Consider the following 21,202-nt stretch of genomic DNA (forward strand, 5'->3'; position numbering starts at 1 on the left):
AGTCTGTTAAACAATAATAAAAATATACATCTTAAATTTTAAAATAAAAAAAGAGCGATAAATCGCTCTTTTTTTTATAAATAGCTTAAGCCAGTTAATTACCCTGAACTAAACGTCTTGCACTGATAATTCCAGGCTGCTGCTCCAGACGAGCTAACAAACGCGATAATTGGGCTAAGCCTTTAACCTCAATCAATAATTTCATATTCGCGATACCATCCATTTCAGAAATGGTATTCACCTGACGAATATTAATTTGATCTGAGAAAATCACCTGCGTTAAATCTTTAAGCAAGCCACGTCGATCATAAGCCTCAACCACGATTTGGACACTTTGACCACGTGTGGGTTGCATTTCCCAATCCGCCTCAACAGCACGTTCAGGCTCATGTGAGATCATGCGCACATAATCAGGGCATGCAACTTTATGGATACTCACACCACGATTTAATGTGATATATCCTGCGATTGACTCACCATGTACAGGCTGACAACATTGTGCGATATGCAATTCAACATTATCTAGACCATCAATTAAAATCCCATGTGCAGACAAAGTATGGCTTGCACGTGGATTTAAAGTCGGCTTCAACACCAGTTCAGGTTCATCCTGATCCAAGTGCATATGACGATTCACTTGATTCATCAGTGCGTGCAAACTAATATCGCCACTCACCAATGAAACTAAAATATCCTCACCTGTTTTGACATTAAAATGATTACAGTAATCGTTCAGGTCAATACTCTTTGGGTGAATCGCAAGACGTGAAAGCTCTTTTGCAAGCAATTCACGCCCCACTTCAAGATTCTTACTACGATCTTGTTGTCTAAACCAATGACGTAATTTATCTCTTGCTCGCGCAGTTTTAATATAACCTAAAGAATTTACCAACCAATCACGATTTGGTTCACGATCCTTCTTGGTTAAAATTTCAACCTGCTCACCTGTTTTCAATGTATAGGTCAGTGGTACATAGCGTTGGTTCACTCGTGCGGCATAGCACTTATTCCCAACTTCAGTATGTACGTGATAAGCAAAATCTAGAACCGTCGAATTACGTGGCAATTCTTTGATATCACCATCGCGACTAAAGACATAAATTTTCTCAAAGTCTTCAAAATCTTGAAGCTGATCAAAACTCTCTGTGTCATCCTCATTGGGATGACCACTTGACTCATTACGCTCTTGATAATGTTCGAGCACTGAACGCAAAGAATGTAAGCGATGATTAAATGAATAATCGGTTGCTTTCGAGCCTTCTTTATAATTGAAGTGAGAACACACCCCAAGCTCGGCTTCATTATGCATTTCATGCGTACGAATCTGAATTTCTAAAGATTTATTTTCCGCAATCACCGCTGTATGCAATGAACGATAGCCATTGGCTTTAGGATTAGTAATGTAGTCATCAAATTGATGTGGAATATGGCGCCAAATCTGATGAACAATACCAAGTGTGTGATAACACTCAGGCACTTGTTTGACCAATACACGTAAAGCGCGAATATCGTAAAGCTGATCAAAACTTAAATTCTTGCTTTTCATTTTTCGATAAATCGAATAAATGTGCTTCACTCGACCAGAGATTTCAGCTTCAATACCGTGATCTAAAAGCTCATTCTTGAGACGATCAACCACAAACTGAATATATTGTTCACGCTCTAAACGCTTTTCATTGAGCAATGATGCAATTTCTTTATAACGTTCTGGTGCAAGATAACGGAAGGCTAAATCTTCGAGCTCCCACTTTAACTGCGCAATCCCTAGGCGATGCGCTAAAGGTGAATAAATCGTTAGAATTTCACGTGCTACCCGTTCTTGACGTTCACGTGATGCATCAGCCAACTCACGAAGTGCCAAAGTACGTTCAGCCAACTTAATCAATACAACACGAACATCTTCAGTGACAGAGATCAGCATCTTATAGATACCGGTCAAATGCTCACGTTGGTTGTTATTAAAGTGATCCTCTAAACGCTTATTTTTCTCAATCAATTCAGAAAGTTTACCCATCGCCAAAGTTCCTTTGACGAGGTTATACACATTTTCACCAAATGATTTTTTAATTTCTTCAAGCGAGGTAATGCCTTCACGGACACTACGATAAAGCATTGCCGCTGAAAGCGTATCTTCGTCTACATGTAAATGCGCAAGAATATCCGCCATTCCCAGGCCTGTGGCAAAGGTATTGGTCTTATGATTTAGCGTCGACTCAAGTTCCTTTTGTAGTACCGACTGAGCTACTTTTTCTAGTTGTTTAAGTTCTATACCGTCCAAAATAACACGCGCACGGTCTAGCCAAGTTGCTAGTCCCAATTGCGCTTCAGCGGCATGTTCTACAGACGTTTCCTCAGACAACTCAGTGAGTCGTCCAGGCAACTGTTCACGTACTGTGACCATACCCTTCTCCTATCAATCTACTCTTCATTATTCTCAATCAAATACTTAACTTTTTTCAAATAAAGCAATAGATTCAACATGTCCCGTGTGGGTAAACATATCCATTACACCTGTTTTTTTAAGTTCATATCCATATTGAACCAAAATACCAGCGTCTCTTGCTAATGTAGCAGGATTACAAGAAACATAAACTATTCTTTTTGCACCAAAATTAGGTATATAGTTCATAATTTCTTCTGCTCCAGCACGAGGCGGGTCAATTAACAGTGCATCAAAGCCTTGATTTGCCCAAGAATGTTGCGAAAAGTCTTGTGTTAAATCTTGCGAGTAAAATTTAACATTGGTGATGCCGTTTTTCAGTGCATTTTCTGTACCGCGACTCACCATCTCTTCACTCCCTTCCACCCCCACAACAAGCCCTTCTCTACCCACTTTACGCGCCAATGGTAGAGAAAAATTACCTAAACCACAGAACAAGTCGAGCACTCTTTCACCTGACTTTAACTGTAGCAATTCACATGCCATCTTTATCATTTGGGCATTAACTGTTGGATTAACTTGGGTAAAATCTGTTGGCTTAAACGAAAATTTAATATCAAATTCATGTAATTGATAATGCAAACGCATTTCCGCTTGAGCATCATCTATACGATGTAAGCTCTCTATTCCTTTCGGCTGCAAATACAATTGCCACTGTTTATCTAACGCAAATTTCTTTAATCGGTTGACATCATCTTGATTCAATTTATTGATATGACGGACCAATAGAGCAGTATCCTCATCTCCCTTGGCTAATTCTATATGACCAATGTCGGATTTGCCTTTTAGACTTTCGAGTAATGCGCGTAGCTCAGGAAGTGCTTGATCTAGCCCTTGATTTAATATTTTACACGTTTGAATATCAGTGAGTCGGTTACTTTGCGCTTCTCGAAAACCCATCAGTAATTTATTTTTGTTGGGAATATAACGAATGCCAATACGGGCTTTATGACGATAATCGGATCGTAATGAAAGAATGGGCGCTAACCACTCCCGTGGTTGAATTCCTGCAAAATGTTCTAAATGTGATTTGAGCACGTCTTGCTTTACGCGAATTTGCTCGTCGGTGTGAATGTGTTGCATGCTACATCCACCACACGATCCAAAATGTGGGCAGATTGGATCGACACGATATGGACTGGGTTCACTCACCAATTGCACACAATCTGCTTCTTCTAATTTTTTGGCTTGATGCGTAATTTGAGCTTCGACAGTTTCTCCAGGTAAAGCATAACGGATAAATACTTTCTTACCTTGCTTGTCCTTTGGATGATCTGTCCCTTCCGTATAGTGTGCGATCCCTCGCCCCTCATGTGAGATTCTCTCAACTTGAAAAGTATAACGTGGAAGTTGAGATGGGCGAGATGGAGCGCTATGTTTCAAAGGATTACCTAATGCTGATGAGTAGACTGAGTCAGAAAATCTGATGATGTAAAATCAGTTTGAAGTGAATTGGTCTTCCACATGTGCAAAAATTCTTCTTGCTGTGGTTGACCCTGTAAATAATGAATCGTGGCTTGAATCCATAAACGATGATCTTCAGCAGACATTTGCCCTTTGAGTAGAAGATAGCGTAAATAGACCAACCAAGTATTGAGTACGTCGCCTTCACAATAACTGGTCATTTCTAACCATTGTTGATGACGCACATACTCTGGAATTAAATAGCCAGATGGTCCGCGTTTACCCGGAAAGCCAAGTAAATGTGCAATATCATCTAACTTTTGAAAATGACGACCGTTAAACATCGCCATAATATCCATCAGATCAATATGACGATGGTGATAACGGTTCTGATAGTTATTATAACGCTTTTGCGTATCAATTTCGCCTTGATCGAACAGACTTGGCGCAGATAAGCCATGGTACATTGCTCGGAATAAAATCACAGGTAAATCAAATTGTGATCCATTCCAACTGACTAATGTCGGATTACGCTTATCAAAGATCGATAGAAATTTTTTCAAGATTTCAGCTTCAGTTAAATTTTCTCTGCTAAAAGAAAATAGCTTCATCGCCCCATTTTCATCAATCCATAGCCCTGAAATACACACAATTTCATGCAAAGGCAAACGCTGAAAATCCGAACCTGAATCTTGACGGCGCAGTTTCGTTAAAGCACTTTCAAGATCAGCATCGGGTAAATCTAAGCCGTATAAATGCGCCCCCGATTTTAAATCAGTTAAGGTTTCTATATCGAACACTAAAACTGGAAGACGCATATATACTCTCTTTTTTAATCTTTTCGATTAATCTTCATCAACAACTGAGAATAACCCTGTTGATAGATAACGGTCACCACGATCACACACAATACACACAATCACGGCATCGGGGTTCTGTTCAGCAATCTTAATCGATGCCCACACTGCACCACCCGAAGACGTTCCTGCACTAATGCCTTCTTGACGTGCAAGACGACGTGCCGTTTTTTCGGCTTCGATTTGTGGAATATCCATGATCTGATCAACACGTTTGGCATCAAAAATCGTTGGAAGATATTCTTGAGGCCAACGGCGAATTCCCGCAATATTTGAACCTTCTGAAGGCTGCAAACCAATAATTTGTATCTCTGGATTTTGTTCTTTTAAATATTTTGAAATCCCCATGATCGTGCCCGTGGTTCCCATCGAGCTCACGAAATGAGTAATTTTACCACCTGTTTGCTTCCAAATCTCTGGACCTGTCGTCAGGTAATGTGCCTCAACATTATCAGGATTTCCAAATTGGTTTAAGACTAAACCTAAGCCGTCTTTCTCCATTTGTAGCGCCATATCACGCGCTTGTTCCATATTTTCAGCATCAATCAGCTCAGCGCCATATGCACGCATCGCATCTTTCCGCTCTTGGCTTGAACTTGCAGGCATAATGAGTTTCATGTTGTAGCCACGCATTGCAGCCACCATAGCTAAAGCAATACCTGTATTTCCACTCGTCGCTTCAATCAACGTATCACCCGGTTTAATTTGTCCACGCTTTTCAGCTTGCATGATCATATTATATGCAGGACGATCCTTCACGGAACCTGCTGGGTTGTTGCCTTCCAATTTAGCCAATACGGTTGCTTGAGTATGATTTGCAAGACGTTGTAACCTTACTAGCGGCGTTCTTCCGACATAATGGTCTAACAAAAATTCGTCTGCTAAGAAATCAGGTTGTGTATTACTCATTATTCATACCTAGATCGAGGTTCGGCTATTGTATGAAAAAATCAATCTAACTGCATTAACTTCACAGGCTTTTTATCGAAAGTGATTAAAGCGCAAGCATTTTTAATAAAGCATGCTAATATTCTTTGCATGGGGAATGAGCCGCTTAATACATGTCGAATTTCAACAACAAACTCTTCAAACGCCTTAAACTTAACCATGCTTATGGTCAGCTCATTGCACTGATTTTTGTACCGATTGCGATACTTGCCAGTGTCGGTTCTGCTTTGGTTTTATCTGAAACCAGCAACTCAGCTAAATCTGAACAAAAGTTCGCAGCCAATGCCATATTAAGCCGCTACAAATATACGGCAGAGCAAGTCGTTGTAATCTTAGAATCATCTCCTTCTCAGCAACAACATGATCGCGCGAAAAGTATTTTGCAAAATATGTTCAATGAAAAATACTTATTGAGCGTTGCAATTGTCGATCAACAACAAAAAAACTACTTAGGTTTAGGCTATCAAAATCAACGAACTTGGCCTAGACCACCGACTAAAGGCAGTTTTTTCGGTCCAATCAGATCAGATCACAGTAATCTCTATGGACTTCAACTGAATGGTACACATCCTGACAAAAAATGGTTAGTGATCGAACTGGACAATCAGCCGCTTGCGATCTCTCAATATCGCGTGTTTGTCGTGCTCATCACAACAGGTTTGTTGACCTTACTGTTGTTACTGCTGTGCCTGAATTTTTATTCAAGACGTTGGATTGCCCCTATGTATGAAATTCGCATGCAATTACAACGATTAAATGCCGATACGCTTGATCAACACATGGTCATTAACAGTACAGGGGAGCTTCGTCTTTTACAAAGAGATATTGCCAACGTTGTTAAACGATTACATTTCAGTTTCTTGGAACTCAAAGAACATACTGAGCAAACTGAAGATGATTTACGTCGTACACTCGACACCCTTGAAGTCCAAAACATCACCTATAAACAAGCACGTGACCAAGCAATTTCATCGAATCAAGCCAAATCGGTCTTCTTAGCCAACATCAGTCATGAGTTAAGAACACCTCTGAATAGTATTGATGGCTTTATTCATTTGTTGTTACGCCAAGACAACTTGAGTAATGATCAAAGTCTATATTTACAAACCATTCGAAAATCATCTGCACACTTATTGGCATTGATTAATGATGTCCTTGATTTCAGTAAAATTGATGCAGGAAAGCTTGAACTGGATAAAGCGTCTTTTGATTTAGAAGAAGCCATCTTTGATGTGATGGATATGCTGTCACCTTTGGCCGCGCAAAAGCATATTAATATGGCTTTTTATTTTGCTGATAATGTACCGCAACACGTCATTGGTGATGCTTTACGTTTTAAACAGATTCTGACCAATCTGATTTCCAATGCCATTAAATTCACCCCTGACGGCGAAATTATTGTTCGTGCACGAATGGAACATGATGATATTGGACATTGTCATCTGCATTTCAGTGTACAAGACAGTGGCATTGGCTTAAGCGGTACAGATCGTAAACGCTTATTTGAATCCTTTTCACAAGGTGATGCCTCAGTTACCCGTCAGTTTGGTGGTACGGGTTTAGGTTTAGCCATTTCAAAGCAGTTGGTCAGCTTAATGCATGGGCAAATTGGCTTTGAAGACAATCAGGAACGTGCGCCTACAGAAAAAGGATCAACCTTTTGGTTTACTGCACAATTTGAGGTGGATGAAGAAGAGATCATTCATCCACAATACCCTGAATTGAAAGTCATTTCTTATTTGGCACACCCTGCGACTGCCAATGTATTACGTCATTATCTTGAAAACTATCAAGTTGAGCATATTGAATCCGCGTCTATTTTAGATCTCTTTAGCCGTCTAAACGCTTCAAATATTGATATCGACAATACATGGCTGATTGTCGACCACAGTGGTGATACACAAGCATTATTACGTGAAATCCGTGGTCGCTATCAAGGACATATTGCCATCTATGGCTATCAAATGTCGCTCGACTTAAATATGCTCAATGAATATAAAGCACGCCCTTTATATCAACCTTTAAGTCGTTCTTCGCTGATTCAACTTTTAGACAATAAGCCTATCTTTGAAGCTGAAAAACATGATGATTTCAAAGCCCTTGATCTTAATATTTTAGCTGTCGATGATCATTTACCCAACCTGATCGTCCTTGAGGCACTTTTAGGCGATATTAATGTCAAAACAACCAAGGCTCAAAGTGGGCAAGAGGCTTTACAGATCATTCAAGAACGCATTCAACAAGGTGCTGAACCATTTGATTTGATCTTTATGGACATTCAAATGCCAGTGATGTCTGGGATTGATACTACACGTGCGATTCGTTCATTAGAATCCACCATTGAAGGCATGAAAATGCCGATTATTGCTCTCACTGCTCATGCCCTCGCCGATGAAAAAGAAAAATTACTCAAAGTCGGCATGGACGACTATGTGACCAAGCCAATTCAGATGGATCAAATTATTCAAATTTTGACTCATTGGACCAGTGATAATTTTGTAAAACCCTTAAAGTCACAAGAAAAATCGAGTCGCTTAGATACGCTTGATCCTAATATTTTAGATTGGAAACAATGTATTCAACTGGCAGCAAATAAAGAAGATTTAGCGCAAGACCTATTGAAAATGTTGGTCGACAGTTTCCCGACAGAGCTAAATGAAATTGAGCAGTTAATCGAGATGGAAGATTACCCTCAACTTGAGCATGTACTGCATCGTTTATACGGAGCAACACGTTATGTAGGCACGCCTCAACTCCAAATGATTACAGGTGAATTTGAGCAATTTGTTTCTACGTTGAGAAAAGAGAGACGTAAAGCCGATGAAAAATTCATTGCTGAAACGCTACAACGTTTGGAAAAAATGAAGCATGCGATTCATGATGTTGAAATGGCCTATCAACAAATTTTTTAAAGTTTTTAGATTCGATGGTTAAAAGTTTAAATAGTTTTAATTTGAATCAGTTTTAATTGCTTAGTTGTGTTGCGTTGAGAATGAATTCTTAAGCAATAAGCTTTAAAGGTGCATCATCTTATTTACTTTATTTAAGTCCTTGGAAGCCTAGCATTTAGAAAAAGGACAGATGACTCAGCTGTCATGTATGCCAATCAGACACATGCTATGCTTGATGCATAACACAATAATCACGAGTAGGGATCATGGATTTATTACGTATTGAAAAAAATAATGGTATTGCGACAGTCTATTTAAACCGCCCAGAAAAGCGTAATGCCATGAGTTTTGCTTTACTTCAGGCATTGGTGGATACCGCTAAAAAAATTAGAAAAGACCGCACTATTCGTTGTGTCATTTTAACAGGTGAGGCATCAGTGTTTAGCGCTGGTATCGACCTTGCTGATCTGAATAATCCTAAAAATCGTGCTTATGCGGCTTGGGAGTTAATTAAACCCGGTCAAAGTTTATTTCAAAGAGCTTTTCTCATTTGGCAAGAACTCCCTGTACCTGTGATCGCAGCCATTGAAGGATACTGCTTTGGTGCGGGTATGCAATTGGCATTGGCAGCCGATATTCGTATTGCACACCCTAAAACGCAAATGTCGATTATGGAAACACGTTGGGGACTCGTGCCTGATATGGGATTAACACGCTCGATTAAAGGTGTGATCGGTATTGATCTTGCTAAAGAACTGTCATTAACAGCACGCATTTTTGAAGGCCATTATGCAAAAGACATTGGATTGGTCACGCATTTAGATGATCAACCTTTGGTGAAGGCTCAAACCATTGCTGAAGAAATGTTACAACGCTCACCAGATGCTTTAGCAGCCGTCAAACAAGTACTCGACGCAATGCAACATCAGCCTAGAAAATCACTGCGTCTAGAAAAAATTTGGCAACTCAAATTACTTTTGGGTAAAAACAGTCAAATTGCCCGTAAAAAAGATAAACATCCTGAAGTACAATTTTTACCGCGCCAATTCAAATAGACAGAATGATGTGTTTCACATCATCTCACTTAATCGCACAATCAGAATCACGGAAGAGTTGCTATGAGCTACACCAAACAGACTAAAATTGCATTCTTAGGCATGGGCTTAATGGGAAGTCGCATGGCTTCTCGACTGCTTCAAGCCGACTTTAAAGTGGCCGTCTGGAATCGTACTGCATCCGCATGTGATCCGCTTTTGTCTCAAGGTGCAAAATTCCTCAATTTAGAAGAGGTGGGCGACTACCCTGTTGTACTGATGTGTTTATCTGATGATGATGCGGTGCAAAGTGTATTGAATCTGATCAAGCCCCATTTAGTTGCACATCAGGTGATTGTGGATTTCTCAAGTTTATCTGTGGATAAAACCAAAAGTCTCGCTGAAGAAGCAAAATCTAAAAATGTCATTTGGATTGATTCCCCTGTTTCAGGCGGAACAGCAGGTGCTGAAAACGGTTCATTGGTGATTTTCGCGGGTGGTGATACCCATGTGATTGAAAATCTGAGCGAGATCTACACTGTACTTTCTCAACGTGTTACACGGATGGGCGACACAGGTACAGGGCAAGCAACCAAAATCTGTAATCAGCTGATCGTAGCTGCTAACAGTACGCTCATTGCAGAAGCCGTAGCGCTGGCGGGTCAAGCAGGTGTGGATACACGTTTACTTGCACCTGCACTGGCCGATGGATTTGCGGACTCAAAGCCTTTTCAAATACTTGCGCCACGTATGGCAATCCATCTTTTTGAACCTGTGCAATGGAAAGTGAAAACTTTATCCAAAGATTTAAACAATGCCCTAAAGCTTGCTGAACAATTTAATTTAGACATTCCTGTTGCAAAACAAGCATTTTCGCAATTGTCAGCGCATCAACAACTCGGTCATGCTGAAGATGATTTAGCAACGGTCATTCAACACGTTGAAAAGTAGCTACTGTTTCCATCGTTCATGGCTATACGACTTCATCTGCTTTAACTTATGCTTCAACTTATAAATAAACAAAGGAATACTTTCATGATTCAACTGGCTGTCAATTTGTCGATGATTTTCACTGAAGTTCCTTTGGTTGAACGTTTCGCATTGGCAAAAAAACATGGTTTTCAGAATATCGAAATCCAATTTCCTTATGAATTAGATATTGCCACCATTCAACAGCAATTAGATGAGCACCAGCTTAGACTTTGTCTGATCAATGTCCCAGCAGGTGATCTGATGCAAGGTGGAAATGGACTTGCGGGAATACCGGGTCAAGAAGTTGCATTTGCACAAGCGGTAGAACGTGCGATTGAATATGCCACTGCTTTACAAGTGTCCTCGGTGAATATTCTTGCGGGAAAGCAGCCTCAAGATGCTGACCTTCTCCCTTGCTTGACCACTTTGGCTGAAAATTTAAAGTTTGGTGCAATCAAGCTTTCTGACAATAACATTCAACCCGTATTTGAAATGATTAATGGCACGGATATGCCACGTTTTCTGATTCAGAATATTGCTCAAGCACAAGAAATGCTCGAAGCCGTCAATCATCCTTTCTTGAAAATGCAATTTGATTGCTACCATATGGCGATGATGAATGAAAATATCCTCGAAGCATTACAAGAGAATATTCAATCTATAGGTCATATCCAATTTGCAGATTGTCCTCATCGTCATCAACCTGATACCGGTGATATTCACTATGCAGATATTTTTGAATATTTAAATCAAAGTAATTACAAAGGTTTTGTTGGGGCAGAATATAAACCCACCCCAACGTCTGAAACTTCATTTGATTGGAAAGATAAATACTTTTCGAATTAAATGGCTCAATGGGTTTAGAGAATCGCTTGATGGTTTTATCCACTAAATTTGAAATTTTGCTGTAAAAGCGCTATAGTGAAAGATGAGTTATAGTCAGGACAAAACACTTCTCATGAATTTAGAACCATCGCCCGGCGCTTCTAATTCTCACGAACTCTCAATGAATTCTCAAAATCAATCTGTTCAACAATGTTTGGCTGTTGTTAAAGAAGCATTGCTAGACGTTAAAGCGAAAGAAATTACTACGATTGAAGTTTCAGCAATTAGTAACGTTGCTGATGCTATCGTGATTGCATCAGGTACTTCTACACGTCATGTGAAGTCTCTAGCAAACAACGTGGCTGATGAAGCACGTAAAGCTGGCTTCCGTCCGATCGGTATCGAAGGTGAAAGCGATGCAGAATGGATCCTTGTTGATTTAGGTCTGGTTGTTGTTCATGTCATGCTTCCGACAGCACGTAAATTCTACGACTTAGAAAGCTTATGGCGCAATGCTGCTACAGAACCTGTAGCTTAAAAACGCACATGAATGAAAAAAGCGACTCTTGAAGTCGCTTTTTTTATGACTTTAATTTGGTGTAATCTTGGTATTTTAATCTGCTAACGATATTGAGGCATAATCTCGATTAATGAGAATGCTATATACTATCTCTTCAGCTTCGATGCCATCAATCATTTACAAGGTATGTCTTAAATCAAGATCCTGAGATTTCGGAAATACTTTGCCCTGCAACTTGGCATAAAACGCAAAAAACCACCCGAAGGTGGTTTTCATTACATTAGGAAATTAAAGTCTTAGTGACCCGTACCATTGATGGCTTTAGTCATGTCTTCTACCACTTTTTTCGCATCACCAAAGATCATCATGGTCTTGTCGTTATAGAACAAGTCATTATCCAGACCCGCATAACCTGTTGCCATTGAACGTTTGATCACCATAATCGTACGTGCTTTATGCGCTTCAAGAATCGGCATGCCATAGATTGGAGAACTTGGATCATCTTTTGCCGCAGGGTTCACCACGTCATTTGCACCGATCACCAAGACTACATCTGTCGCAGGAAAATCAGAGTTGATTTCATCCATTTCTAGAATATCTTCATAAGCAACATCTGCTTCTGCAAGTAATACGTTCATATGTCCTGGCATACGACCTGCAACTGGGTGAATTGCAAAACGAACCGTTACACCTTGTTCTTTAAGCAAGTTTGCGAGTTCCTTAACCGCATTCTGTGCACGACCTTGCGCCATACCATAACCAGGCACAATCACAACGCTGTCCGCATTTGACATTAAAAAACCAGCATCATCTGCAGAACCAGAGCGATGGTTACGTTGAACTTGCTCACCGGCACCCGCTGTTGGTGCAGTTGCTCCACCCATCGCACCACCGAACAAAACGTTGATGATTGAGCGGTTCATGGCTTTACACATAATGTAAGATAGAATTGCACCAGATGAACCGACTAGAGAACCTGCCACAATCAGCATGTTGTTTTCTAAAGTAAAACCAATACCTGCCGCAGCCCAACCAGAGAATGAGTTCAATAATGACACCACTACCGGCATGTCACCCCCACCTACAGGCGCAATCCAAACCCAACCAAAGGCAAGTGCAAGACCTGTCATCGCCCAGAAAGAATTCATATGCCCTGTTAGGAAGAAATGAGCACCGAAACCAAGCATCGCGATAAAGATGACCGCTTGAACGGGTTTAACCCATCCACCAGAAATAGTTTTCGCCCATTTTTTAGCAGCTAATTTACCATAAGCGAAGACCGATGCTGTAAAGGTAATCGCACCGACAAAACAGCCTACAAACAGTTCAAATAAATGAACTCGGCTCATTTCATGGAAATTCACACCATTAGCAGCAAGAAGATCAGGACCTAGCTCAATCAGTTTGTTATTGTGAATAATCGCAGCAATCGCAATCAATACCGCAGCTAGACCAACTAAAGAGTGCATCAAAGCCACTGTTTCAGGCATTTGTGTCATTGGCACTGTACGCGCACGTGCAATACCGACAATCGCACCAAGCACCATTGCACCAACAATCATCCAAACCACTGGTTTGTCAGCAACAAAGAACGTGGTTAACACGGCAATCGCCATTGCGATCATACCGTAGCGGTTCCCTTGGATCGCAGTTTTAGGACCCGATAAACCACGCAAAGTTAAGATAAAAAGTACGGCACCGATCAGGTAGAACCAATCCGCATATTCTCGAATCATTTCCATGAATTAACCCTCTTTTTTCTTTTGCTTAGGTTTAAACATTTCTAGCATTCGAGCAGTTACTGCAAAGCCACCAAAAATATTAATACTTGCCAAGAACACAGCAATCGCACCTAGAACACTCACGACATTGATGGTTTGGAAATCCACACTGCCTTCAACGCCCACCATTGGAAGTCCAACAGTTTGAATCATCGCACCGACAATAATGATTGAAGAAAGTGCATTGGTCACCGCCATAAGCGGTGTATGAAGTGCCGGTGTAACGCCCCAAACCACGTAATACCCTACGAAGATTGCGAGCACAAAAATTGTAATTGTTTCAACCATGATCAGTCTCCTTAACCACGTTTTAACAGCACTTGGCCGCCATGCGTGACAAGCAATGCTTTTTGAATTTCATCTTCTTGATTGATTTTGAAGTTTTTATCTTGATCAAAAAGCGTTTCAACGAAATTGAATACGTTTCGTGCATAGAGTGCAGAAGCTTCTGTGGATACAGTCGCTGGAATATTTGGAATACCCAAAATTTTCACCCCATTTGCCGTCACGACATTTTCACCACACACAGAACCTTCGACGTTACCGCCAGACTCAACCGCCATATCTAGAATCACAGAACCTGGTTTCATCTTGGCAACAGTTGTGGCACTAATTAAACGCGGTGCATTACGACCAGGTAAAAGTGCAGTTGTAATCACAATATCGGCATTCGATACTGCTTTGTCCACGATCACGGCTTGGTCTTGAATGTACTGTTCACCCGGCATCCAGCCGTAACCATTTTTAGCCGCATCGGCAGCTTTTTGTTTTTCTTCGTCAGACATGGGCACGTCTAACCATTTACCACCCAGTGATTCCACTTGATCGCGTGCAGTTGGACGTAAGTCTGTCGCTTCAACAATTGCACCAAGACGCTTTGCGGTGGCAATCGCTTGAAGACCTGCCACACCTACCCCCATGATCACCACACGTGCAGGTTTTACTGTACCTGCAGCCGTCATCAGCATGGGGAACATTCGTTGATATTCAGCCGCAGCAAGTAATACTGATTTATAGCCAGATAAGTTTGCTTGAGATGACAATACATCCATGTTTTGCGCACGAGATAAGGTTCGTGGCAAAAGTTCCAATGCGAATGCAGAAATCTGCTTGCTCGCAAACTGATCTAAATCGGGATTACGGTAGGGATCAAACATTGCAACGACGGATGTATTCGCTGATAATTTTTCGATTTCAGACGCTTGTGGTGCACGAACTTTCAAAATGAGTTGGCTACCTGTATATGCGTCGTCGGTCATTGTTGCACCAACTTGTTCAAAAGCACTATCGATATAAGCAGCTTTTACACCTGCTCCACGTTCAATGACGACACTATGACCCGCGCCAATTAATTTTTTGACTGTTTCTGGCGTCGCAGCAATACGAGTTTCACCGACGACAGTTTCAGTAGGGATTCCGATCTGCATGAGCATTCCTCAAGCTAATTTTTCTTAAGTAAACATCACAACCTGTGATGCTCCCCTCTGGATATAATTCATACGAATTTTTTGATTCTAATTGAACTTTTTTAAAATACTACCCAGTATTTATTTAATAAATGGGGATATTTCGAACGGTGAAGTCACATTTTTTTATCTAAAAAATATTTTTATATGTATTTGTTGACGAAAAATTATCACAAACAGGTTTAAATTAGATCACTTATTAATCAATTTCTATTCTGTGTAGATTTTAATAAAGTAAATAAGACTATTTATAACTGTAAATTGATCTTTCTGACATTTTTTTAAACTTTTCAGACAAAAATACCAATGCTTAAAAAAGTGCTGAAAGCAGATGTGATCAACGTTTCAGTCTTAGTCAAACTATCCATTTGCTTTAATGACATTTCTTTTATGATTAAGATAATTCAACATGACTTTTGGAAAGCCACATTGCTGTCAGTTGGGTCAATTGATCTAACTCTGATGTTTTGCCTTTTTTGATTGAGAGAATGAAAATTAAAACCGCACAAGAAATAATCAGTGTTTTTTTCTATTCATCGCAATTTGATGCATTTAATTTGTTTCTGCATTTTGTTTGATGATGACTCAACACTAGATTGTATTTTTTGAACCAAATTGGTGCGAAAAATAATCAGTGATTTAGATGAAATGATCAAATCAAACCTTAAAACCCTATTCTGAATCAAGCGACAATATTGAAAAGACTTAGATTTACAAGATTCAGATTTAAAAGAGATACCATGTTGCTATCGACTAAATCAGCTTTTATTATTTTATTGCTGGATCAAAACTTCATATACTGAATAGCCATTCTAATGGCACTCAATTTCACTCCAGGCTTAAAATACTTAAATAGAGAAACTGTAGATCCAAATGAAAGTCATATTATCAAGCACTCAACTGGGCTCAGTCTTCGCTCTTTCTGCCGCATTCCTTTTTAGTACCAAAGCTATTTTCATTAAACAGGCTTATGAGTTATCGAGTTTGGTTGATGGCACAGTCCTGATGGCTTTACGTATGTTCAGTGCTTTGCCTTTTTTCTTACTCATCGCGTGGTTCAATCGTCATCACAACAAAAATTTGAATAGTAAAGATTGGCTCCTTCTGATCTTTGCGGGTTTACTCGGTTTCTATATTTCAAGTTGGTTAGACTTTGCAGGCTTGATGTATATCAGTGCATCATTAGAAAGAATTATTTTATTTCTTTATCCAACCTTAACGGTGTTGGCATCAAGCTTTATCTATAAACAAGCTTTAAGCCTTAAAAGCATCATTGCCATCGCACTCAGCTATGGCGGAACCGTGATTGTGATGTGGCAAGAGCAAAGCAACGTCCCACATGAAAGTAATTTTTGGCTCGGTGCAAGTTTGGTTTTTGCTAGTGCTGTGTGTTTTGCGATTTACCTCTTGTTTACCCCTAAACTGATTCAAAAATTTGGCTCTTGGAACTTTACAGGTTTGGCTTTGAGTGTGGCATGTCTGGGAACACTTACACATTACTTGATTGCGACACCAAGTCCTGTACAACTTCTCATGCAACTTCCTGAAGTCGTAATTTGGTATGGCGTTGCTTTAGGTATTGGCGTAACGGTCATTCCAACCTTATTGGTCGCTCAAAGTATCGCGCGAATTGGGGCTTCACAAACCGCAATGATTGGTTCAATTGGACCGATCCTCACCATTATTTTAGCGACTTTATTTTTGGGTGAATCAATGAATATCATCCAATGGTTGGGTTGTGCACTGAATATTGTTGGCGTGATGATTATCTCGTTGTCAAAAAGTAAGCTTGGCCGTTAATCACGAATGGCTTAATCCATTTAACTGAATTGTCCAGTAATGAAAGTTGAACAGTTACTTCATGATTAAGCGCTCATGATCAAGCTCAAATAATATTTTATTAAAATGTGCCCCTGCGGATTGCTTCCCTAGCTCATCATTTGGATTGCGAAGTGGACATTCTGTCATGGATAAACAACCACAGCCAATACACCAATCCAATTGCTGACGCAGTTGTAGCAGTTTGATAATTTTTTCATCTAACAGTGTATGCCAGCTCTTCGACATCTTCTGCCAATCTTTTTGGCCAGTCACACCTTGTCTGGGTAAGTTTTCAAACTCTTGTTTTATGTCAGCTAGACTAATCCCAACCTGCTGTGCAACTTTTATAATCGCAATGCGTCGCAACATAGCACGCTGATAACGTCTTTGATTACCTTCTGTGCGTACACTCCAAATCAGTTCCTTATCTTCGTAGAACCTTAAGGTTGCGACTGACACTCCACTACGTTGCGCCAATCCACCAATACTGAGCCACTGTCCTAAATTTTCTCCCACAGCACTTGACCTCAAGTTAACTAGAGCTTTGATAATCACTCATCATCTTTTAAATGTCACCTTCTCATGTCAAATTCTAATCACAGTAAGCAAAATTCCATCCTGAATATTTACAATCCATCGGCTTTATACAACCCGATTCCCTATGCTTATAGTCATGTTGCAGAAGTAAAAAATTTCTCACGGATTATTCATATCGCAGGTTAAGGTGGTGAGGATATTCATGGTGTATGCGCTATCGGTTTTGAACAACAACTGATCAACACATTTAATAATATTAAAATTGCACTAGATCATTGCAATGCAAAATTCTCAGATATTGCCGTTTTGAGAATACTCGTTGTGGATCATGATTCACAAAAACATCAGCTTTTGATTCGTGAAATGAATAGAATATGGAAAGATAAAAACTTTCCAGCATGTACGCTCATACCTGTTCCTTGTTTAGCGACGACAGATATGCTGATTGAGATTGAAGCAACAGCTTATTGTGCTTAAGGTGATCATAAGGATATAAAGATGCAGCATGACCTCGATCAGCTCAATCAAAAAGACATTAGTCAGGACAAAGGGCTGTTATTATTAATGGCAATTGCCTGTGGTATTTGTGCGGGTGCAAACTACTATTCACAACCTTTAATCAACTCTATTCAGCTGTACTTTCAAGCACCTGCCTCTGATGTAGCATTGAATGTGACCTTTGCCCAAGTGTCTTATGCACTTGGTTTATTGTTCATTGTTCCAATGGGTGACATCCTCAATAAAACTAAATTCATTCCATTCCTTATGTTTCTAGCCTCATTAGGATTATTTATTTGTGCATTTTCAGTCAATCTTGAAATGCTTTGGATTGGAACAATCATCACAGGATTATTCTCTGTCGCGGCTCAAATTCTGATTCCTTTTGCGACCATGGCAGTGAAACCTGAAAAAACAGGTGAAGTGGTCGGTCTACTGATGAGTGGCTTACTTGTGGGTATTCTGATTTCAACGAGTTTAGCGGGCTTACTCTCCAATTTATTCAATTGGAAATTGATTTATATCGTCAGTGGCATACTTATGCTCATGGTGGCAGTGGTGCTCAATCTGAGACTCCCTTATATTGAAACCAGTAAAATGAGCTATGCCAGTATTTTTCGTTCGATGGGAAAACTACTGAAAGATGAGCCACGTTTAATCTTCCGTTCATGTGTTGGTGCTTTTGCTTTCGCCACTATGAGTATCTTGTTTTCAACCATGGCCATCCTACTCAGCTCCTCTTTTCAACTCTCTGATGTGATGATCGGGTTATTGACTTTGGTTGGAATATTTGGCGCTTTATCGACTAAAAAAATTGGACAATTTGCAGATCAGGGCTATACCAAAACCATCACTTGGTCTGGGATTGGGATATTAGGAATCAGCTGGATTTTTCTCTATCTCGGGCAGTATTACCTGATCAGCTACATTATTGGTTTTGGTCTGATTAATTTAGGGCTCGCATCCGTACACAGTAGTAATCAAAATATTATTTTTAGGCTCAGTCCAGATGCGAAGTCTCGCATTAATTCGATTTATATGACCTCTTATTTTATTGGTGGCGCTGCTGGTTCTGCTTTAGGTATTTATGCATGGCATCATGGGGGGTGGGCAATGTCATGTCTGGTTGGTGTGGGATTAGTGATATGTACTGCTTTTTTTGCAACACTCGATTTTCGTTTTGTTCGTCGTCACAATATTGTTTGAAAGCCGAGATAAATTCGATCATTTGATCTTAGAAAAAGCCCCGATTGAGGCTTTTTTTATTGGATGACTTTTATAAAGAGCATCTTTATTAAGAGACTTTTATTATGAAACTTGTACAACAGGATAATGCGGTTTTAAGAAATGCCACTTTTGAGCATTATTAATGAGTAGTTCTAAAATTGTGGGAATCAATGCCGTTAAAATTTGGCAACATTGACCAATTAAAGGACGGTTTAAACTGCTGTTATAGCTGACCCCACCCTGTAAAATCTGATACTCAATGGTTAACATTCGGTTTAATAGGGTATAAAGCAGCGTGTTTAAATCTTTTATCTCTAGCAGATACTGTATCCGTTTTTTCTCATTTTCAAAATGCTCTCTCCATGTAGCTTGAGACACCGTTTGATTGCGATAGTCCCAATACATTTGATAAGAATATGGATTATCCAATACTTTTTTAATGGGTGCTTCGAGTTTCCCCCATATAATATTTGATCATTTTTGTGTTGCATCTTGAGGTGAAATCAGCTCTAGAAATTGTCCAATCTGATCTTTTTGTTGCGTTTTACTGTCCACATCTTCTGCATGAATGGCATTAAAAGAAACCCATAGGCTTAAAAACTGAAGATCTTTATCATCTTCCATCAAAACTGATTTTTTTAACCAACTCAATGAGCGTTGAATCCTTAAATTAAATTGCTCAGAATTTTGATTTTTTGTACTTTTAAATATTTCTTCAAGTACGTAGATCATAGTGACCTCTTACTTTTATCTCTTATTTTTCCAACATACTTAAATTTTAAACATTGCACAATTTTGATTTTGTTATGTCATACCCATTAAATGTGTGTATTTTTCTAAGACTGTCGATTTTTTTCGAAAACTCGTATAATTCTGCGCTCTTTATATTCTTTGCTACGGATCTTGTTTATGTCATCAATCCAGTCATTAACACCTCGAATCTCGGTTGCACCGATGATGGATTGGACGACTAAGGACTACCGTTTCTTTGCTCGCTTGTTCAATCCAAACGTCATCATGTACACCGAAATGGTAACCACTGGTGCGATTATTTACGGTGGGGCGAATCGTCATTTAGATTATAACCATGAAGAACATCCGATTGTTTTACAGCTTGGTGGTTCTCATCCGAAAGACCTAGCAACCTGTACCAAAATGGCGCAAGACTGGGGCTATGATGAAGTCAACCTCAATGTCGGGTGTCCAAGTGACCGCGTTCAAAATAATAAAATTGGCGCATGCTTGATGGCAGAGCCTGATCTAGTCGCTGAATGTATTGCAGAGATGCGCAATGCGGTTGATATTCCAGTGACGGTAAAACATCGGATTGGGATTGATGACATGCAGTCGTATGAAGAAATGTTGCATTTCGTCGATACCGTGGCGAAGACAGGCTGTAATAATTTCATCGTTCACGCCCGTATTGCATTACTGCAAGGTTTATCGCCTAAAGAAAACCGTGATGTTCCACCTTTGCGTTATGAAGATGTATACCGATTAAAACAAGACCGCCCGAATCTACTGATTGAAATCAACGGTGGTATTAAGACGTTTGCAGAAACCCAAGAACATCTCAAGCATGTTGATGGGGTAATGATTGGACGAGAGGCTTACCATAATCCGTATTTATTGGCTGAACTCGGTCAATTGTGGAATTTAGATCTGCCTGATCGTTTTGAAATCATGGATCAAATGATGCCGTATATTGCGAAACGTATGCAAGAAGGTGCGCCACTTTCTATTATCACACGTCACATTCTCGGTTTATTCCAAAATTTACCAGGTGCACGTAAATGGCGTCAGGCTTTAAGTGGTGGCAATGCCAAAACTTTTGCTGATGTTGAAAATGCGATTGTGAATATCAAAGATGCGATGCAACGCACTGAAGATTATTTAAAAGAAAGTGAACTCAGAAATCAGCAACCTGAAATTTAATACCTATAAAAAAGCCCCATAAATTGGGGCTTTTTACAATGAAGTT

At 39.8% G+C, this 21,202-nt stretch carries 18 protein-coding genes and 1 pseudogene; 9 read left to right on the forward strand and 10 right to left on the reverse strand.

The window, feature by feature from the left end:
- Nucleotides 1–94: 94 nt before the first annotated feature.
- Genes AC5YCE_RS04530 through cysM form a run of 4 tightly spaced genes read right to left on the reverse strand, consistent with a single transcriptional unit; the run spans nucleotide 95 to nucleotide 5,610 of the window.
- The gene (locus tag AC5YCE_RS04530) at nucleotides 95–2,401 is read right to left on the reverse strand and encodes a RelA/SpoT family protein (protein ID WP_496171208.1); all 2,307 of its coding nucleotides are present in this window, start codon (nucleotides 2,399–2,401) and stop codon (nucleotides 95–97) included.
- A gap of 45 nt (nucleotides 2,402–2,446) precedes the next feature.
- Nucleotides 2,447–3,823 (reverse strand): 23S rRNA (uracil(1939)-C(5))-methyltransferase RlmD, encoded by a 1,377-nt coding sequence (gene rlmD, locus AC5YCE_RS04535; RefSeq protein WP_496171209.1) that lies wholly within the window; start codon nucleotides 3,821–3,823, stop codon nucleotides 2,447–2,449.
- 8 nt (nucleotides 3,824–3,831) lie between these two features.
- Nucleotides 3,832–4,662, reverse strand: coding sequence for a 3'-5' exonuclease (locus AC5YCE_RS04540; RefSeq protein ID WP_496171210.1), 831 nt, complete (start codon nucleotides 4,660–4,662; stop codon nucleotides 3,832–3,834).
- A 27-nt stretch (nucleotides 4,663–4,689) separates the two neighbouring features.
- Complete coding sequence (gene cysM / locus AC5YCE_RS04545; RefSeq protein ID WP_496171211.1) at nucleotides 4,690–5,610, reverse strand: cysteine synthase CysM; 921 nt, start codon at nucleotides 5,608–5,610, stop codon at nucleotides 4,690–4,692.
- Nucleotides 5,611–5,762: 152 nt separating this feature from the next.
- Between cysM and AC5YCE_RS04550 the strand changes: the two genes are divergently transcribed.
- The 5 genes from AC5YCE_RS04550 (at nucleotide 5,763) to rsfS (ending at nucleotide 11,909) form a co-directional block, all read left to right on the forward strand.
- Nucleotides 5,763–8,561, forward strand: a complete 2,799-nt coding sequence (locus tag AC5YCE_RS04550) for a GacS-like sensor histidine kinase (RefSeq protein WP_496171212.1) — start codon at nucleotides 5,763–5,765, stop codon at nucleotides 8,559–8,561.
- A gap of 245 nt (nucleotides 8,562–8,806) precedes the next feature.
- Entirely contained in the window at nucleotides 8,807–9,595 is a 789-nt protein-coding gene (locus AC5YCE_RS04555; protein WP_496124863.1) for a crotonase/enoyl-CoA hydratase family protein, read from the forward strand.
- Between the two features lie 63 nt (nucleotides 9,596–9,658).
- The gene (locus AC5YCE_RS04560) at nucleotides 9,659–10,525 is read left to right on the forward strand and encodes an NAD(P)-dependent oxidoreductase (RefSeq protein WP_496171213.1); all 867 of its coding nucleotides are present in this window, start codon (nucleotides 9,659–9,661) and stop codon (nucleotides 10,523–10,525) included.
- An 84-nt stretch (nucleotides 10,526–10,609) separates the two neighbouring features.
- A complete protein-coding gene (locus AC5YCE_RS04565) occupies nucleotides 10,610–11,392 on the forward strand; it encodes a hydroxypyruvate isomerase family protein (RefSeq protein WP_496171214.1) in 783 nt (260 codons plus the stop codon).
- Between the two features lie 112 nt (nucleotides 11,393–11,504).
- A complete protein-coding gene (rsfS, locus tag AC5YCE_RS04570; protein ID WP_496124866.1) occupies nucleotides 11,505–11,909 on the forward strand; it encodes a ribosome silencing factor in 405 nt (134 codons plus the stop codon).
- A 278-nt stretch (nucleotides 11,910–12,187) separates the two neighbouring features.
- Here the strand turns inward: rsfS and AC5YCE_RS04575 are convergent, their stop codons facing one another.
- Genes AC5YCE_RS04575 through AC5YCE_RS04585 form a run of 3 tightly spaced genes read right to left on the reverse strand, consistent with a single transcriptional unit; the run spans nucleotide 12,188 to nucleotide 15,099 of the window.
- On the reverse strand, nucleotides 12,188–13,633 hold the full coding sequence (locus tag AC5YCE_RS04575) for an NAD(P)(+) transhydrogenase (Re/Si-specific) subunit beta (RefSeq protein WP_496171215.1): 1,446 nt from the start codon (nucleotides 13,631–13,633) through the stop codon (nucleotides 12,188–12,190).
- 3 nt (nucleotides 13,634–13,636) lie between these two features.
- Nucleotides 13,637–13,960 (reverse strand): proton-translocating transhydrogenase family protein, encoded by a 324-nt coding sequence (locus AC5YCE_RS04580; RefSeq protein WP_004783638.1) that lies wholly within the window; start codon nucleotides 13,958–13,960, stop codon nucleotides 13,637–13,639.
- An 11-nt stretch (nucleotides 13,961–13,971) separates the two neighbouring features.
- Nucleotides 13,972–15,099 (reverse strand): Re/Si-specific NAD(P)(+) transhydrogenase subunit alpha, encoded by a 1,128-nt coding sequence (locus AC5YCE_RS04585; RefSeq protein WP_496171216.1) that lies wholly within the window; start codon nucleotides 15,097–15,099, stop codon nucleotides 13,972–13,974.
- Between the two features lie 912 nt (nucleotides 15,100–16,011).
- On the opposite strand from AC5YCE_RS04585, the gene AC5YCE_RS04590 reads away from it, so the two are divergent.
- Nucleotides 16,012–16,938: a DMT family transporter gene (locus AC5YCE_RS04590; RefSeq protein ID WP_496171217.1), complete on the forward strand. Its 927-nt coding sequence runs from the start codon at nucleotides 16,012–16,014 to the stop codon at nucleotides 16,936–16,938.
- A gap of 54 nt (nucleotides 16,939–16,992) precedes the next feature.
- On the opposite strand, the gene soxR is transcribed toward AC5YCE_RS04590, so the two are convergent.
- Complete coding sequence (soxR, locus tag AC5YCE_RS04595) at nucleotides 16,993–17,475, reverse strand: redox-sensitive transcriptional activator SoxR (RefSeq protein ID WP_496171218.1); 483 nt, start codon at nucleotides 17,473–17,475, stop codon at nucleotides 16,993–16,995.
- Nucleotides 17,476–17,541: 66 nt separating this feature from the next.
- Between soxR and AC5YCE_RS04600 the strand changes: the two are divergent.
- Together AC5YCE_RS04600 and AC5YCE_RS04605 are read left to right on the forward strand one after the other, a co-directional pair.
- A pseudogene (locus AC5YCE_RS04600) lies at nucleotides 17,542–17,973 on the forward strand (RidA family protein).
- A 21-nt stretch (nucleotides 17,974–17,994) separates the two neighbouring features.
- Nucleotides 17,995–19,200: an MFS transporter gene (locus AC5YCE_RS04605; protein ID WP_496171219.1), complete on the forward strand. Its 1,206-nt coding sequence runs from the start codon at nucleotides 17,995–17,997 to the stop codon at nucleotides 19,198–19,200.
- 102 nt (nucleotides 19,201–19,302) lie between these two features.
- Here the strand turns inward: AC5YCE_RS04605 and AC5YCE_RS04610 are convergent, their stop codons facing one another.
- A complete protein-coding gene (locus AC5YCE_RS04610; RefSeq protein ID WP_496171220.1) occupies nucleotides 19,303–19,650 on the reverse strand; it encodes a hypothetical protein in 348 nt (115 codons plus the stop codon).
- Nucleotides 19,651–19,695: 45 nt separating this feature from the next.
- Complete coding sequence (locus tag AC5YCE_RS04615; protein ID WP_496171221.1) at nucleotides 19,696–19,953, reverse strand: hypothetical protein; 258 nt, start codon at nucleotides 19,951–19,953, stop codon at nucleotides 19,696–19,698.
- Between the two features lie 177 nt (nucleotides 19,954–20,130).
- On the opposite strand from AC5YCE_RS04615, the gene dusA reads away from it, so the two are divergent.
- Complete coding sequence (gene dusA / locus AC5YCE_RS04620; RefSeq protein ID WP_496171222.1) at nucleotides 20,131–21,156, forward strand: tRNA dihydrouridine(20/20a) synthase DusA; 1,026 nt, start codon at nucleotides 20,131–20,133, stop codon at nucleotides 21,154–21,156.
- Nucleotides 21,157–21,202 lie beyond the last annotated feature (46 nt).

It is taken from the genome of Acinetobacter sp. CY79, from assembly GCF_059515845.1.

Coding starts and splice junctions, on each gene's coding strand:
- AC5YCE_RS04555 (WP_496124863.1), top strand. CDS start 8,807: ATGGATTTATTACGTATTGAAAAAAATAATGGTATTGCGACAGTCTAT.
- AC5YCE_RS04605 (WP_496171219.1), top strand. CDS start 17,995: ATGCAGCATGACCTCGATCAGCTCAATCAAAAAGACATTAGTCAGGAC.
- AC5YCE_RS04550 (WP_496171212.1), top strand. CDS start 5,763: ATGTCGAATTTCAACAACAAACTCTTCAAACGCCTTAAACTTAACCAT.
- AC5YCE_RS04565 (WP_496171214.1), top strand. CDS start 10,610: ATGATTCAACTGGCTGTCAATTTGTCGATGATTTTCACTGAAGTTCCT.
- AC5YCE_RS04540 (WP_496171210.1), bottom strand. CDS start 4,662: ATGCGTCTTCCAGTTTTAGTGTTCGATATAGAAACCTTAACTGATTTA.
- dusA (WP_496171222.1), top strand. CDS start 20,131: ATGTCATCAATCCAGTCATTAACACCTCGAATCTCGGTTGCACCGATG.
- rsfS (WP_496124866.1), top strand. CDS start 11,505: ATGAATTTAGAACCATCGCCCGGCGCTTCTAATTCTCACGAACTCTCA.
- AC5YCE_RS04580 (WP_004783638.1), bottom strand. CDS start 13,960: ATGGTTGAAACAATTACAATTTTTGTGCTCGCAATCTTCGTAGGGTAT.
- AC5YCE_RS04615 (WP_496171221.1), bottom strand. CDS start 19,953: ATGATCTACGTACTTGAAGAAATATTTAAAAGTACAAAAAATCAAAAT.
- AC5YCE_RS04585 (WP_496171216.1), bottom strand. CDS start 15,099: ATGCAGATCGGAATCCCTACTGAAACTGTCGTCGGTGAAACTCGTATT.
- cysM (WP_496171211.1), bottom strand. CDS start 5,610: ATGAGTAATACACAACCTGATTTCTTAGCAGACGAATTTTTGTTAGAC.
- AC5YCE_RS04590 (WP_496171217.1), top strand. CDS start 16,012: ATGAAAGTCATATTATCAAGCACTCAACTGGGCTCAGTCTTCGCTCTT.
- AC5YCE_RS04560 (WP_496171213.1), top strand. CDS start 9,659: ATGAGCTACACCAAACAGACTAAAATTGCATTCTTAGGCATGGGCTTA.
- AC5YCE_RS04530 (WP_496171208.1), bottom strand. CDS start 2,401: ATGGTCACAGTACGTGAACAGTTGCCTGGACGACTCACTGAGTTGTCT.
- AC5YCE_RS04575 (WP_496171215.1), bottom strand. CDS start 13,633: ATGGAAATGATTCGAGAATATGCGGATTGGTTCTACCTGATCGGTGCC.